Annotated in this window: 10 protein-coding genes; 6 read left to right on the forward strand and 4 right to left on the reverse strand. The window is 66.6% G+C overall.

Annotated features, from left to right (window positions below; all coding sequences use genetic code 11):
• Positions 1 to 61: 61 nt before the first annotated feature.
• Positions 62 to 970, reverse strand: a complete 909-nt coding sequence (gene rpsB / locus M2650_RS00700; protein WP_249469967.1) for a 30S ribosomal protein S2 — start codon at positions 968 to 970, stop codon at positions 62 to 64.
• A gap of 326 nt (positions 971 to 1,296) precedes the next feature.
• Between rpsB and map the strand changes: the two genes are divergently transcribed.
• The 6 genes from map to asnB all read left to right on the forward strand — a co-directional run bounded on the left by map (position 1,297) and on the right by asnB (position 9,265).
• On the forward strand, positions 1,297 to 2,073 hold the full coding sequence (gene map, locus M2650_RS00705) for a type I methionyl aminopeptidase (RefSeq protein WP_249474103.1): 777 nt from the start codon (positions 1,297 to 1,299) through the stop codon (positions 2,071 to 2,073).
• Positions 2,070 to 4,703 (forward strand): [protein-PII] uridylyltransferase, encoded by a 2,634-nt coding sequence (glnD, locus tag M2650_RS00710; RefSeq protein ID WP_425602490.1) that lies wholly within the window; start codon positions 2,070 to 2,072, stop codon positions 4,701 to 4,703. The genes map and glnD overlap by 4 nt, the downstream gene beginning before the upstream one ends.
• Positions 4,700 to 5,578 carry a 2,3,4,5-tetrahydropyridine-2,6-dicarboxylate N-succinyltransferase gene (dapD, locus tag M2650_RS00715; protein WP_249469969.1) on the forward strand — a complete coding sequence of 293 codons (879 nt, stop codon included), beginning with the start codon at positions 4,700 to 4,702 and terminating at the stop codon, positions 5,576 to 5,578. Before glnD ends, dapD begins: the two co-directional genes overlap by 4 nt.
• 66 nt (positions 5,579 to 5,644) lie before the next feature.
• The gene (locus tag M2650_RS00720; protein WP_249469971.1) at positions 5,645 to 6,004 is read left to right on the forward strand and encodes a Spx/MgsR family RNA polymerase-binding regulatory protein; all 360 of its coding nucleotides are present in this window, start codon (positions 5,645 to 5,647) and stop codon (positions 6,002 to 6,004) included.
• On the forward strand, positions 6,001 to 7,128 hold the full coding sequence (gene dapE / locus M2650_RS00725; protein WP_249469973.1) for a succinyl-diaminopimelate desuccinylase: 1,128 nt from the start codon (positions 6,001 to 6,003) through the stop codon (positions 7,126 to 7,128). The genes M2650_RS00720 and dapE overlap by 4 nt, the downstream gene beginning before the upstream one ends.
• A gap of 448 nt (positions 7,129 to 7,576) precedes the next feature.
• Complete coding sequence (asnB, locus tag M2650_RS00730; RefSeq protein WP_249469975.1) at positions 7,577 to 9,265, forward strand: asparagine synthase B; 1,689 nt, start codon at positions 7,577 to 7,579, stop codon at positions 9,263 to 9,265.
• Between the two features lie 94 nt (positions 9,266 to 9,359).
• On the opposite strand, the gene M2650_RS00735 is transcribed toward asnB, so the two are convergent.
• The 3 genes from M2650_RS00735 to parC form a co-directional block, all read right to left on the reverse strand.
• Positions 9,360 to 11,774, reverse strand: a complete 2,415-nt coding sequence (locus M2650_RS00735) for a penicillin acylase family protein (protein ID WP_249469977.1) — start codon at positions 11,772 to 11,774, stop codon at positions 9,360 to 9,362.
• A gap of 31 nt (positions 11,775 to 11,805) precedes the next feature.
• Positions 11,806 to 12,465 carry a thiopurine S-methyltransferase gene (locus tag M2650_RS00740; protein ID WP_249469979.1) on the reverse strand — a complete coding sequence of 220 codons (660 nt, stop codon included), beginning with the start codon at positions 12,463 to 12,465 and terminating at the stop codon, positions 11,806 to 11,808.
• Positions 12,466 to 12,549: 84 nt separating this feature from the next.
• Positions 12,550 to 14,793 (reverse strand): DNA topoisomerase IV subunit A, encoded by a 2,244-nt coding sequence (gene parC / locus M2650_RS00745; RefSeq protein ID WP_249469981.1) that lies wholly within the window; start codon positions 14,791 to 14,793, stop codon positions 12,550 to 12,552.
• Between the last annotated feature and the right edge of the window lie 46 nt (positions 14,794 to 14,839).

Below are 14,839 nucleotides of genomic sequence, written 5' to 3' on the forward strand. Positions count from 1 at the left end.
CTTCGCGGGAATGACGGCTAAAAGCAGCCGCGCAGCATGGCGCGGCTGCGTGACGCGAAAATTACTCGGCAGCCTTGGCTTCGACGGCTTCGTTCTCGGCCACTTCGGCTTCGGCATTGGCGACGCCTTCGTCGGCAGCGCCGTCAGCCTTCGGAGCCGCGCCCTTCTTGGCCGGCGCGGCCTTCTTGGCCGGCGCGCCGCGACCGCGCGGACCGCGCTTGTCGGTGACCGGGTTGCCTTCGGCGTCGAGCTCGACGAACTCGTCTTCGCGCACGCCGGCGGCGGGCGCTGCGGCCTTGCCTTCCAGCACGGCGTCGGCGGCGGCGCGGGCGTACAGCTGCACGGCGCGGATGGCGTCGTCGTTGCCCGGGATGGCGTAGTCGACCAGGGCCGGGTCGTAATTGGTGTCGACCACCGCGATCACCGGGATGCCGAGCTTCTTGGCTTCCTTGATGGCGATGTCTTCATGGCCGATGTCGATCACGAACAGCGCGTCGGGCAGGCGGTTCATTTCCTTGATGCCGCCCAGCGAGGCTTCCAGCTTGTCGCGCTCGCGGCGCAGGCCCAGCACTTCGTGCTTGACCAGCTTCTGGAAGGTGCCGTCGGTTTCGCCGGCTTCCAGCTCCTTCAGGCGCGAGACCGAGGCCTTCACGGTGCGGAAGTTGGTCAGCGTTCCGCCCAGCCAGCGCTGGGTCATGTACGGCATGCCGCAACGGGTGGCTTCTTCCTTGATCGAGTCGCGCGCGCTGCGCTTGGTGCCGACGAACAGCACGGTGCCGCGCTTCTGCGCGATCGCCGAGATGAAATTCATCGCATCGACGAACAGCGGCAGCGTCTTCTCGAGGTTGATGATGTGGATCTTGCCGCGGGCGCCGAAGATGTACGGGCCCATCTTGGGATTCCAGTAGCGGGTCTGGTGGCCGAAGTGCACGCCGGCTTCCAGCATCTGGCGCATGGTGATCTGGGACATCGCTAAAACTCCGAATGGGGAACCGGCCGCCGGGGATAGTGATGGCGGCTCGTCCGGCGAGGGACGAGAGGTTCCGGGGTTGGGCCTCCCCGCTGCTCCGTGGCCAGATCCCTCGTCCTTGCGGACTTCGGGACACCCCGGCACGGATGGTTGCAGCGGGTGTGGATTCGACGGTGACGCCCGTCGTGGGCGGTCTCGCAGGGCCTAGCCCAGCAAAGCCGCGGAATTATAGCGGAGGATGGTGTTTGCTGGCAAACCGCGCGCCGGGTCCCGAAAGGCGCCTTGGGGCCGTTCAGGCGCGCCGGGGAATGGGCGATAATGACTGGATGGGCATGACCATCAAAACCCCCGAAGACATCGAAAAGATGCGCATCGCCGGCCGTTTGGCCGCCGAAGTGCTGGAAATCCTGGTGCCGCACGTCAAACCCGGCGTGACTACCGAGCAGCTGGACCGCATCGCGCACGACCACATCGTCAACGTGCAGCAGGCCGTGCCGGCCAACGTCGGCTACCGCGGCTTCCCCAAGACCGTGTGCACGTCGGTGAACAACGTGATCTGCCACGGCATCCCCAGCGAATCCAAGGTCCTGAAGGACGGCGACATCGTCAATATCGACGTCACCGTGATCAAGGACGGCTGGCACGGCGACACCAGCCGCATGTATTACGTCGGCGCGCCGTCGGTGATGGCGAAGCGCCTGGTGGAAACCACGTACGAAGCGATGTGGCGCGGGATCCGGATGGTGAAGCCGGGCGCGACGCTGGGCGACATCGGCGCCGCCATCCAGGGCTTGGCCGAATCCGAACGCTTCAGCGTGGTGCGCGAGTATTGCGGCCACGGCATCGGCCGCGTCTATCACGAAGACCCGCAGGTGCTGCATTACGGCCGTCCGGGCGAAGGACTGGTGCTGCAGAAAGGCATGACCTTCACCATCGAACCGATGATCAACGAAGGCGCGCGCCACACCAAAGTGCTGCCGGACGGTTGGACCGTGGTCACCAAGGACCGCAAGCTGTCGGCGCAGTGGGAACACACCATCGCCGTCACCGACGACGGTTACGAAGTTCTGACGCAATTGCCGGGCGCAGACCCGCACCCGTGAGCGATCCGGGTGCCGCCGATCCGATCGCGGCGCCGCTGAACGACGCGGCGGACGATGCGGCCTGGTCGGCCGAAGCGCGCACGGCGCTGGCGCAATCCGATGCGCGCCTGGCCAAGCGCTTCGACCAGGGCGAGGACGTCGACCGTCTCCTCGCGTTGCGCGCGCGGTCGGTCGATCACCTGCTGAAAGCCGCCTGGACGCGTTGCGTTCCCGCCGGTGCGCCGCTGGCGCTGTTCGCCGTCGGCGGCTACGGCCGCGGCGAATTGTTCCCGCATTCGGACATCGATCTGCTGGTGCTGGCCGAGCCGGACGCGCAAGAGGCGAGTCACGACGCCCTGGCGCGGCTGTTCGCGATGTTGTGGGATGCGGGCCTGCGCGCCAGCCACGCGGTGCGTTCGCCGGTGCAATGCACCGAAGCCGCCGCCGACCTGACCGCGCTGACCGCCATGCTCGAAGCGCGCCCATTGATGGCCGACGAGCGCGCGCAGGCGGCCCTGGCCGTCGCCATCGCCACGGACAAGGTCTGGCCGGCGCGCGATTATTTCGTCGCCAAAAGCGAAGAGCAACGCGCGCGCCATGCGCGTTTCGGCGACACCTCGGACAATCTCGAACCCAACCTCAAGGAAGGCCCCGGCGGCCTGCGCGACTTGCACACGCTGGCATGGATGGCCTTGCGCGCGTTCGGCGTGCGCGAGCTGCAGCCGCTGATCGGCCTGGGCCACCTCGGCGCCGACGAAGCCGCCGCGCTCGAGCGCGAGCGGCGTGTACTGGTCAAGCTGCGCTACGGTCTGCATCTGGTCGCCGGCCGCGGCGAAGAGCGGCTGCGCTTCGACCACCAGAAAACCCTGGCGCAGCGGCTGGGCTATGCCGACGACGCGCAGAACCTGGGCGTCGAACAGATGATGCAAGGCTTCTATCGCAGCGCGGCGATCGTGCGGCGGATCAACGATCGCCTGCTGCAGCGCTTCGAGGAGCAGTTCGACGGCGCCGCGACGCCCGAGCCGCTGGACGGGCGCTTCGAATTGCGCCGCGGCTACCTGGCCGCGCGCGACAACGCATGGCCGCATGCCGATATCGCCGAAGTGTTCGCGCTGTTCGCGATGTGGGCGGCGCAGCCGCAAGCGCGCGGCCTGCATTCGCACACGGCGCGGGCGCTGGCCGAGGCGTTGCCGTCGTTGCCGGCCTACGCCTCGGCGACGCCGGAGCTGCGCGAGCGCTTCATGGCGTTGCTGCGCGGCCCGCAGCCGGTGAAAACGCTGGAACGCATGGCCCGCCTGGGCGTGCTCGGCCGCTGGCTGCCCGCCTTCGCGCAGGTATCCGGGCGCATGCAGTTCGACCTGTTCCACGTCTATACCGTCGACCAGCACACGCTCGCGGTGCTGCGCAACCTGGCCATCTTCGCTTCCGGCACGGCGGACGAGCGCTTCGCGATGGCGCACGAGGTCTGGCCGCGCCTGCGCAAGCCGGAGCTGCTGTTGCTGGCGGGCTTGTTCCACGACATCGCCAAAGGCCGCGGAGGCGACCATTCCGAACTCGGTGCGGTCGACGCGCGCGAGTTCTGCGCCGCGCACGACCTGAGCGAAGCCGACGGCGAACTGGTCGCGTGGCTGGTGGAGAAGCACCTGCTGATGTCGGTGACCGCGCAGAAGCAGGACATCGCCGATCCCGAGGTGATCCACCGCTTCGCTGCGATCGTCGCCGACCGCGTGCGGCTGGATTACCTGTATCTGCTGACCTGCGCGGATATCGCCGGCACCTCGCCCAAGCTGTGGAACGCATGGAAGGACCGGCTGCTCGCCGACCTGTACACGGCCACGCGCCTGGCCCTTCGCCGCGGGCTGGAGCATCCGGTCGCGGCCGCAGAACGCATCGCCGAGAACCGCGACGCGGCCACCGACCTGCTGATCGCGCAGGGCGTGGATGCGGCCGAAAGCGATGCGCTGTTCGCGCGCATGCCCGCGGAGAGCTTCCTGCGCGAACGCGCCGAACAACTGGCGTGGCAGGCGATGTCGCTGCGCGGCACCGAGCCGGGCGCCACGGTGGTGCGCGTGCGCGAGCTCGCCGGACATGCCGGTGCGTTCGAGGTGTTCGTGCATTCGCCCGATCGCGACGGCCTGTTCGCATCGATCGTCATCACCCTGGACCGCCTGCTGGGGCTGGCGATCCAGCAGGCGCGCGCGCTCGACGGCCCTGGCGGCACGATCTTCGACAGCTTCGAAGTGGTCAACGCCGACCCGCGCTACGCGCCCGGCGCGGCGCAAATCGAGCGCAGCCTGGCCGCCGCGTTGTCCGGTCCGCTGGAAAGTATCCGGCCATCGCGCCGCACCCAGCCGCGCCACCTGCGCCATTTCCGGATCGCGCCGCAAGTCGCGTTCGATGCCAGCCCAGACGGCCGGCGCAGCATGCTCAGCGTGGTCTGCACCGACCGCCCGGGCCTGCTGGCCGACCTCGCGCACGTGCTGCGCAAGCAACGCCTGCGCGTCCACGACGCGCGCATCGCCACGTTCGGCGAGCGCGCCGAAGACGTCTTCCTGATCGGCGACGCCAACGACCAGGCGCTCGACGACACCCAACAACAGGCCCTGCGCGACGCGCTGCTGGCCCGCATCGATGGAGAAAACGACGCATGACCCCACGCAAGACCGCCAAGAAGAAGGTTCCGGCCGGCCCCGGCATCGAGGAGATCAGGTTCATGATCGACAGCGCCTGGGAACGGCGCACGATGCTCACGCCCGAGGAAATGGAAGGCTCCACGCGGCCGGCGGTGGAACGCGTGATCGAGGGCCTGGAGAGCGGCGAATTCCGCGTCGCCGAACCGGACGGCAAGGGCGGCTGGGCGGTCAACGAATGGCTGAAGAAGGCGGTGCTGCTGTATTTCCGGGTGCAGGACATGGAGCTGATGGAGTCCTACCCGTCGCCGTACTGGGACAAGATCCCGATGCGTTTCGCCGACTTCGACGAGGCCGCGTTCCGCAAGCTGGGCGCGCGCGTGGTGCCCGGCGCGGTGGTGCGGCGCGGCACCTATATCGGCAAGGACGTGGTGCTGACGCCCAGCTTCGTCAACATCGGCGCGTACGTCGGCGCCGGCACGATGGTCGATACCTGGGCGACGGTGGGTTCCTGCGCGCAAATCGGCAAGCACTGCCACATTTCCGGCGGCGCCGGCATCGGCGGCGTGCTGGAGCCGCTGCAGGCCAGTCCGACCATCATCGAGGACCATTGCTTCATCGGCGCGCGTTCGGAAGTGGTCGAGGGCGTGGTGGTCGGCCACCACAGCGTGATCGGCATGGGCGTGTTCATCGGCCAGTCCACCCGCATCTACAACCGCGCCACTGGCGAAATCTCCTACGGCTTCGTGCCGCCGGGCAGCGTGGTGGTGTCGGGCTCGCTGCCGGCCAAGGACGGAACGCATTCGCTGTACTGCGCAGTGATCGTGAAGCAGGTGGACGCGAAGACGCGCGCCAAGACTTCGATCAACGATTTGTTGCGCGGTATGGCCGATTGATTCGTAATCTTTAAAGCCGTCATTCCCCGCCTTCGCGGGAATGACGGCTAAAGGCAAAGGCGGGACATGACAACTCTGTACGGCCTATCGAACTGCGATACCTGCAAGAAAGCCCGCAAGTGGCTCGACCGCTTCGGCGTCGCGCACGCGTTCGTCGACTATCGCGACGAACGCCAATCCGCAGAAACACTGGCCGAGTGGGCCAAGCAAGCCGGCGGCTGGGACGCGCTCGTCAACAAGTCCTCGACTACTTGGCGCAATCTGCCGCCGAACCGCAAGACGCCCAGTTCCGATGCGGAATGGAAACTGCTGCTGAAAGAATACCCGCAGCTGATCCGCCGGCCGGTCGTCGTCACCGACGACGGCGTGGTGACGCAAGGCTTCAGCGACAACGGTTTCAAGCAGCGCTTCGGAGCCGGCAAGTGAAGGAAGTCGTCGAGCTGACGAAGGAATTGCTGATGCGTCCGTCGGTGACGCCGGACGACGCCGGCTGCCAGTCGCTGGTCGCCGAACGCCTGCAGCGCGCCGGTTTCGCGTGCGAAAGCCTGCGTTTCGGCGACGTCGACAATCTCTGGGCCACACACGGCAACGGCGGCCCCGTGCTCGCGCTGCTAGGCCATACCGACGTGGTGCCCGCGGGTCCGCGCGAAAACTGGTCCAGCGACCCGTTCGTTCCCGAAATCCGCGACGGCGTGCTGTACGGACGCGGTGCGGCCGACATGAAGGGCAGCGTCGCCGCGTTCGTGGTCGCGCTGGAACGCTTCGTCGCCGCGCACCCCGGCCACGCCGGCACGGTGGCGCTGCTGCTGACTTCGGACGAAGAGGGCGATGCCATCGACGGCGTGCGCCGCGTCGCCGACGTTTTTCGCGAACGCGGACAGAAGATCGACTGGTGCATTACCGGCGAGCCCTCGTCGCAACGGAAGCTCGGCGATCTGCTCCGCGTCGGCCGCCGCGGCACCCTGTCCGCGACATTGACCGTCAAGGGCGTGCAAGGCCACGTCGCTTATCCGGAAAAAGCGCGAAACCCCATCCATCAGGCGATGCCGGCCCTGGCCGAACTCGCCGCGCAACGCTGGGACGAGGGGTACGAAACTTTCCCGCCCACCAGCCTGCAGATCAGCAACGTGCATGCCGGCACCGGCGCCAACAACGTGATCCCGGGCGAGCTGCAGGTGCTGTTCAACCTGCGCTACAACCCGCACTGGCGCGCCGAGCAGCTCGAGCAGAAGTGCGAAGCGGTGCTGCGCGCGCACGAGCTCGAGTACGCCGTGCATTGGCACCGTGGCGGCGAGCCGTTCTATACGCCCGAAGGCCCGTTGCGCGCGGCCGCCCGCGACGTGCTGGCGCGGTTCGCAGGCGGTCCGCCCGAGGAAAGCACCGGCGGCGGCACGTCCGACGCGCGCTTCATCGCGCCACTGGGCGCGCAGTGCGTCGAGATCGGCCCGGTCAATGCCAGCATCCATAAAGTGGACGAACATGTGGCGGTGGCCGACCTGGAAGCCTTGCCGGACCTTTACCTGGCCTTGGTCGAGCGTTTGCTGCTTTAGCAGCGGGGTTTGCCCTGAGCTTTCGTAGGAGGGGCTTTAGCCGCGAGCTCTTGATCTTGGCGAAAGCAAGAGCTCGCGGCTAAAGCCGCTCCTACGAAAAGCGGATCAAGAGCAACCTCGGTCCCTTTTTCAAGGAGGAAGAAGGCTGCATGGCCGGATCTGGGGCCGGTCTGCGTTGGACAGAAAACAGGGCTTGCCAGCCCGCGGGGAAACAGGTTAGGTTGCAGCCATGCATCGTCCGTCCGCCAACGCCGACCGCAATTCCAATAACCGCAATAATCTGCGCGCGAATAATCGTGCGCGGCCGCTGCGGGTCTGCGACTAGGCAAGGCAACACCAAGCCCAACGTCCAAAACCCGCGCCGCAAGCGCGGGTTTTTTTGTTGCGAACAGCGTCAGAGAACAAACCGGCAGGCCATCCCGAACTTTCGCGAAATCAGGAGTCAGACATGTGTTCCATCCTCGGTATCTTCGGCCTGCAGCCGGGCGACGACGTCGGCGCGCTGCGCCGGCAGGCGCTGGAGCTTTCGCAGAAACAGCGCCACCGCGGCCCGGACTGGAGCGGCGTCCATCTGGACGAGGGCGCGATCCTGGTGCACGAGCGCCTGGCCATCGTCGATCCCGCCGGCGGTTCGCAGCCGTTGCGTTCGTCCGACGGCGAGCTGGTGCTGGCGGTCAACGGCGAGATCTACAACCACCGCGAGCTGAAGAAGGAACTGGCGCAGCCGTATGCCTTCCAGACCGGCTCTGATTGCGAAGTGATCAACGCGTTGTATCGCGAGGACGAGCCGGGGTCCTTCCTCAACCGCCTCAACGGCATCTTCGCGTTCGCGCTGTGGGATAGGGCGCGGCAGCGGGTGGTCGTCGCGCGCGACCCGATCGGCGTCTGCCCGCTGTACTGGGGCCACGACCGCGAAGGGCGGTTGTGCGTCGCATCGGAAATGAAAGCCCTGTCCGGCATCTGCGCCGACGTCGCCCAATTCCCGCCCGGCCACTGGTACGACAGCGCCAGCGGCAAGCTGCAGAAGTACTACGTGAAGCCGTGGCGCGATTACGACGCCACCCGGGGCGTGCAGGTGTCGGCACAGGAATTGCGCGAGGCCTTCGAGCGCGCCGTGCACCGGCAACTGATGACCGATGTGCCCTACGGCGTGCTGCTGTCGGGCGGCTTGGACTCGTCGCTGGTCGCCGCTTGCGCCGCGCGTTTCGCGCGCAATCGCGTGGAAGAGGACGACGTGTCCGAAGCCTGGTGGCCGCGGCTGCATTCGTTCGCGATCGGACTGGAAGGCTCGCCCGACCTGGCGGCGGCCGAAGTCGCCGCGGCGGCGCTCGGAACCGTTCACCACGGCTTCAAGTACAGTTTCGACGAAGGCCTGGACGCGTTGCCGGAAGTGATCCGCCACATCGAAACCTACGACGTCACCACCATCCGCGCTTCCACGCCGATGTATCTGCTGGCGCGGCGGATCAAGGCGATGGGCGTGAAGATGGTGCTGTCGGGGGAGGGTTCGGACGAGATCTTCGGCGGCTACCTCTACTTCCACAAGGCGCCGAACGCGCGCGAATTCCACGAGGAACTGGTGCGCAAGCTCGATGCGCTCCACAACTACGACTGCCTGCGCGCCAACAAGTCGATGATGGCCTGGGGCGTGGAACCGCGAGTGCCGTTCCTGGACGTGGAATTCCTCGATGTGGCGATGAGGATGGATGCGCAGGCGAAGATGGTAGACAAGGCCAGCCCGGGCAAACGAGGCATAGAAAAGGCCGTGTTGCGCGAAGCCTTCGAAGGCTATTTGCCCGATTCGATCCTGTGGCGGCAAAAAGAGCAGTTCAGCGACGGCGTCGGCTACGGCTGGATCGACGGCTTGAAGGCGCATGCGGAAAAACAGGTGAGCGATCGCGAGCTCGCAGCCGCCGACAAGCGCTTTCCGATCAATCCGCCGCAGACCAAGGAAGCCTACTACTACCGCAGCCTGTTCGATCAGGCGTTTCCCGGCACGGCTTGCGCGGAGACGGTGCCGGGCGGCAAGTCGATCGCTTGCTCGTCGCCGGCTGCGATTGCTTGGGACGCGAGTTTCGCCGCTGCGGCAGATCCATCCGGGCGCGCGATAGCCGGCGTGCACAACGCCGCGCTCTGAGTTTTCTTTTGGGCTGTCATCCCGAACACAGTGAGGGATCTACTCTCACGGAAAGCAGATCCCTCACCTTCGGTTCGGGATGACAGGGGAGGGATCAGCGCGCAGGTTCGAGTTTCAACGTGTATTCCGCCTCGCCCGGCAAGAACGGCGTCGGCCGCCCATGCACCCAGTTCTCATGGCCTGCCCCCCAGAACGGCGACAGAAAATGTCCGCTCTGGCCGCCCGGCATGTGCACGATGCCATCCGCTTCGTGCCCGGGCGACACCACCATCCGTTCCGAGGCGCCGAACGTCGGGCCCTGCACGCGCGGCATCGCGCTGTCGCCGGGCAGCGGGTCGGGTGGCATGCACAACAACTTCTCGCCGAGCAACGGAATCGCTCTGGCTAGCGGGTGACAGATCGCCGCGGTATTGCGTTCGCCCCACGTGCGTCCGGAAAGCGGCCCCTGCGCCTGCAGCCCATCGCGGACTTCCTTGGCTGCATCTTCGAGCAAGGCATCCCACGACGCATATCGGCGCGACAGCAAATGAACCGGGCGCTGCGTGACCAGCGGCCACGCCGTGCCTTCGAGCTGCGGCATCGAAGGCATCTCGAACAGATCGCCCAACGCAGCCTGAGCAGGCGCGGTCAGGCCGTCGGCGATGCGCGCCAGCACGGCCAGGCGCCAGGCGCGGACGATACGATAGCTCGCCGAATCCGCACTGGCCCGGCCCTGCCATTGCGCGGCGGCGGCGGCGAGTTCGCGCAATGCGGGCGTGCGTGCGCGAGCCGATTGCGCCTGCAGCAGTGCGTGCCAACGTTGCAGAAAGAGCGCGCGGTCGTCGAGCTGGATCGCCAGCAGATCGCGCTCGGTGAAGCGGTCCTTGGCGAACAGGCCGTCGCGTATCTGTTTCGCGCGGGCGCCGAGGTCGTAGCCGCCGTCTCCGGCTTGCGCGAGGAGTTCGCCGTCGAGGGTCCTGGCGTTGGCGGTCCAAAGGCGATCCTGCACGATCGGTTGCAGGGCGGGATCGTCGGCCATGATCGCCCCGCTGACCGAGAAATCCGTGCTCGATGTGTGGGCGATGCGTGCCTCGCGATAGAACAGCGGATAGTCCAATGCGGGTTGCCCAGAGAGGAAATCGGCCTGCAAGGGACGTCCGATCAGTGTCCATGCGATGTTGCCGCTGCGGTCGCCGACCACGAAATTCTGCGCCGGGATGCGGGCGCGCGATGCGATTCTCGTGGCGTCCGCCGCATCGGTCGCAGTCGCCAATTCCGACAGATGCATGTTGAGATTGCCGGGCTCGTGCGCGGTCCATTTCAGGGCGAAGCGGGTGCCGCTGGCGGTGCGGAAGAAAACCGGGCCCCATTGGGTTTCTTCGACCCGGAAACGAACCGGGTCCGCACCGGCAACGAGGATGGTTTCTGTCTCCGCGTGGGACGTGGCGCAAGCGGGCGGCGCCAGCAAGCCCGCCTCAGGCCCGATCTTGTCGCAGGCCCTCAATCGCGCGACCGCCGACGTGCGCGTGTAGCTGTTGGTGAATGCCCAAGCCACGTGGCCGTTGCTGCCGACGACGACGGCCGGCAATCCAGGCAGCGTGAAGCCCGACACGTCGACCTTGCCGCCCGCGGCGCGCGGATCGGCGTAACGCAGCCGTGCGCGGAACCAGATGCCGGGCGCGCGCAGGCCCAGGTGCATGTCGTCGGCGACGATCGCGCGTCCATCCGCGGTCAGCTTGCCGGAAACGGCGAAATTGTTGCTGCCGTCGAAAGGCTTTTCGTCGGTGACGAAATCGCGCGTGCGTCGTGGCGCCGGCAGCTTGCGCAGGTCGATCTCCGTCGCCGGCGGCAGCACGGCATCGCCTCGCGGTTCGCCCACGAGCGGCGCGTCCCAGGAAGTGCCTTCGCGAAAGATCAGCCCGTACAACGCGTCCGGAACGTATTGCTTGATGCGCCAGCGCGCCATTTCGCGCTTGCCGTCCGATTCCTGCAGGTCGAAGTACATGGCGTAACCGGTGAGCGCGGAATCCGACGGAGTCCACGGCTTGGGTTCCTGGCCGAGCAGCAGATAGGGCCACGGGCGCGCATCCAGGTCTTGCAGGCCGGCGTTGACGCCGTCCGTGTACGCCTGCAGCACCGGCGCTTTGTTGCCGGCGAAGGCATCCAGGTGTTCCTTCAGACGAGCGCGGAACCGGTGCAGGCGATGGCGTTTGTCGGTTTCGATCGCGATCGGCCCGAACAGCTCGGACAGTTCGCCTGCGGCGGTGCGCCGCAGCAGATCCATCTCGAAATAGCGCTCTTGCGCATGCACGTAGCCGAGCGCGCGCATGGCGTCCATTTCGTTGGCGGCGTCGATGGTGACGACGCCGAGCTCATCGCGCCGGATCGTCGCCGGTGCGGAGAGGCCGCGCAATGCGAGTTCGCCGTCGAGTTTCGGCAAGCTGCCGCGCAACAGCCACCAAGCGACGAGCGCGCTCAACAGGATCAGGACGAGCAGCATCAAGCCGATGCGTTTGAGCCACTTCGCCATGGTTCTCCCCTGCGATGTCGTGGTGCCGCGGTCAGGTCTTTCGGACGATCCGGTAAACCGAGGTGTGCAGAGCCGTCACGCCCTCGGCGACGAAGCTCGGCTGCGCTGCGAGGATATCGCGGCGCTCGAGCGTTTCGACACCCCAATCAGGTTGGTAGAGGGCGCGCACCTCGTCCTCGGTCACGGAGAACGGCGGGCCTTGCTTCTCGTGCTGCGGGTATTCCAGCGTGATCAGGAGCCCGTGGCAGCCGGCGGGCAGCCGGGCATAGAGGTCGGCGACGTACCGTTTCCGCATATCGGCCGGCAGCGCGATCAGCGCGGCGCGGTCGTAGACGCCCGCGCAGGCGGCTAATGCGTCGGTGTCCAGCGCAAAGGCATCCCCCAGGATCAGTTCGATTTCACCGGCGACGTAATGCTTGCCGAAGCGGGTTTCATGGATTTGCGGCTGCAGCCTGTGCTCGCCGAAAAACTGCTCGACCGCGATCCGCGACAGCTCCACGCCCAGCACGCGATGGCCGCGCGCCGCCAGCCACAGCATGTCCAGCGACTTCCCGGCCAGCGGCACGAACACGCGGCTGCCGGAGGGCAGGGCCAGCGCGTCCCAATACTGCTCCAGCAAGGGCGTGACGCGATCCTGGTGGAAGCCGATCTGTCCGTCGCGCCAGCGTTGTTGCCAGAAATCGGCTTCCACGACATCTCCACGTTGTAGCCCGGGTAAGCGCAGCGCACCCGGGGCGCGCAGTCCCGGGTGCGCTGCGCTTACCCGGGCTACGAATCATTCGACGGCTAGCCCATCCACCTTCTGCCAACCCCGCGGCAACAAACCGCCACGGCTCGCCCGCGCGCCGACGTACTCGTCCAGATCCTTGAACGACAACGACATCGTGCGCGCGCCCGACTTCACCGACAGCGTTCCGCCCGGCGACACCACGGCGATCGAGACCACGCGCTCGGTGCCGCGCTTGGCCTTGGGAATCTCGATGATCTTGTTGCCTTTGCCCTTGTCCAGTTCCGGCAGTTCCGACACCGGGAACACCAACAGATGGCCGGCGCTGGTGACCGCGACGATGCGGTCCTTCTGCACATCCGCCACCGCGGCCGGCTGCACGACTTTCGCGCCCGGCGTCAGCGACAACATCGCCTTGCCGGCCTTCTGCCGGCCGGTGAGGTTTTCGAAGCGGGTGACGAAGCCGTAGCCGTGCGACGAAGCCAGCACGAAGCGCGTGTCGTTGTCGCCCGTAGCCAGGGCTTGGAACGATGCGCCGGCCGCCGGGGAAAAACGCCCCGTCAAAGGCTCGCCGTTGCCGCGCGCCGACGGCAGCGAATGCGCCAGCGCCGAATAGCTGCGGCCGGCCGAGTCGATGAAGGCGACCTGCTGCGTGCTGCGGCCCTTCACCGCCGCCAGCAGCGAATCGCCCTCGCGGTACGAAAGCGAGGAAGCGTCGACGTCGTGTCCCTTGGCCGCACGGATCCAGCCTTTCTCGCTCAACACCACGGTCATCGGCTCGCTGGCGACCAGTTCGGTCTCGGCCAGGGCCTGTGCGGCTTCGCGCGCGACCAGCGGCGAGCGGCGCGCGTCGCCGAATTTCTTGGCGTCGGCCAGCAGTTCGTCCTTGATCAGTTTCTTCAGCTTGGCCTTGCTGCCGAGCGTGGCCATCAGGCGGTCGCGCTCGCTGTCCAACTCGTCCTGCTCGCCGCGGATCTTCATTTCCTCCAGGCGCGCGAGTTGTTTCAGCTTGGTGTCGAGGATGTAGTCGGCCTGGTCGTCGCTGAGTCCGAAGCGCGCGATCAAGGCCGCTTTCGGCTCGTCCTCGGTGCGGATGATGCGGATCACTTCGTCCAGATTCAGGAAGGCGACCAGCAGGCCTTCCAACAGATGCAGGCGGCGCTCGACCTTCTCCAAACGGTGGTTCAGGCGTTTGGTGACCGTTTCGCCGCGGAACACCAGCCATTCGGCCAGGATGGTCTTCAGGTTCTTGACCTGCGGGCGGCCGTCCAGACCGATCACGTTGAGATTGACGCGGTAACTCTTCTCCAGGTCGGTCGTCGCGAACAGATGGCCCATCAGCTGCTCGGCATCGACGCGGTTCGAACGCGGCACCAGCACCACGCGCACCGGGTTGGCGTGATCGGACTCGTCGCGGATGTCTTCCAGCCAGGGCAGTTTCTTGGCCCGCATCTGCGCGGCGATCTGTTCGATCACTTTGGAAGGCGATACCTGGTAGGGCAGCGCGGTCACGACGATGTTCGCGCCTTCCTTGGCGAACGTGGCGCGCGCGCGAACGCTGCCGTTGCCGGTCATGTACATCGACAGCAGATCGGCGGCGGGAGTGATGATCTCGGCCGTGGTCGGATAGTCCGGCCCGCGCACGTGCTCGCACAGGTCGCGCACGCTGGCGTCCGGGTCGTCGAGCAGGCGCACGCAGGCGCTGACGATCTCGTTCAAGTTGTGCGGCGGCACGTCGGTGGCCATGCCGACGGCGATGCCGGTGGTGCCGTTGAGCAGCAGGTGCGGCAGCCGCGCCGGCATCCAGGTGGGTTCTTCCAGCGTGCCGTCGAAATTGGGCGTCCAGTCCACCGTGCCCTGGCCCAGTTCGCCGAGCAGCACTTCGGCGATCGGGGTCAGCTTGGATTCGGTGTAGCGCATCGCCGCGAACGACTTGGGATCGTCGGGCGAGCCGAAGTTGCCCTGGCCCTCGATCAGCGGATAGCGGTACGAAAAGGGTTGCGCCATCAGCACCAGCGCCTCGTAGCAAGCGCTGTCGCCGTGCGGATGGTATTTGCCGATCACGTCGCCGACGGTGCGCGCGGATTTCTTGGGCTTGGCCCCGGCATTGAGGCCCAGTTCGCTCATCGCATAGATGATGCGGCGCTGCACCGGCTTGAGCCCGTCGCCGAGGAAGGGCAGGGCGCGGTCCAGCACCACGTACATCGAGTAGTCGAGATAGGCGCGTTCGGCGTATTCGCGCAGGGGGATCTGCTCGAAGCCGTGGAAGACGGGTCGTACGGGATCGGTCATCGAAGAGGCATTCGCAGGAAAGAAAACACTGCGATTCTACTCGGCG

Source organism: Luteimonas galliterrae, from assembly GCF_023374055.1.
Lineage (GTDB): Bacteria > Pseudomonadota > Gammaproteobacteria > Xanthomonadales > Xanthomonadaceae > Luteimonas_C > Luteimonas_C galliterrae.

What these genes read in the sequence shown, in the direction of transcription:
- parC (WP_249469981.1), bottom strand. Translation starts at nt 14,793, where the DNA reads ATGACCGATCCCGTACGACCCGTCTTCCACGGCTTCGAGCAGATCCCC.
- M2650_RS00720 (WP_249469971.1), top strand. Translation starts at nt 5,645, where the DNA reads ATGACAACTCTGTACGGCCTATCGAACTGCGATACCTGCAAGAAAGCC.
- asnB (WP_249469975.1), top strand. Translation starts at nt 7,577, where the DNA reads ATGTGTTCCATCCTCGGTATCTTCGGCCTGCAGCCGGGCGACGACGTC.
- dapD (WP_249469969.1), top strand. Translation starts at nt 4,700, where the DNA reads ATGACCCCACGCAAGACCGCCAAGAAGAAGGTTCCGGCCGGCCCCGGC.
- rpsB (WP_249469967.1), bottom strand. Translation starts at nt 970, where the DNA reads ATGTCCCAGATCACCATGCGCCAGATGCTGGAAGCCGGCGTGCACTTC.
- map (WP_249474103.1), top strand. Translation starts at nt 1,297, where the DNA reads ATGGGCATGACCATCAAAACCCCCGAAGACATCGAAAAGATGCGCATC.
- M2650_RS00735 (WP_249469977.1), bottom strand. Translation starts at nt 11,774, where the DNA reads ATGGCGAAGTGGCTCAAACGCATCGGCTTGATGCTGCTCGTCCTGATC.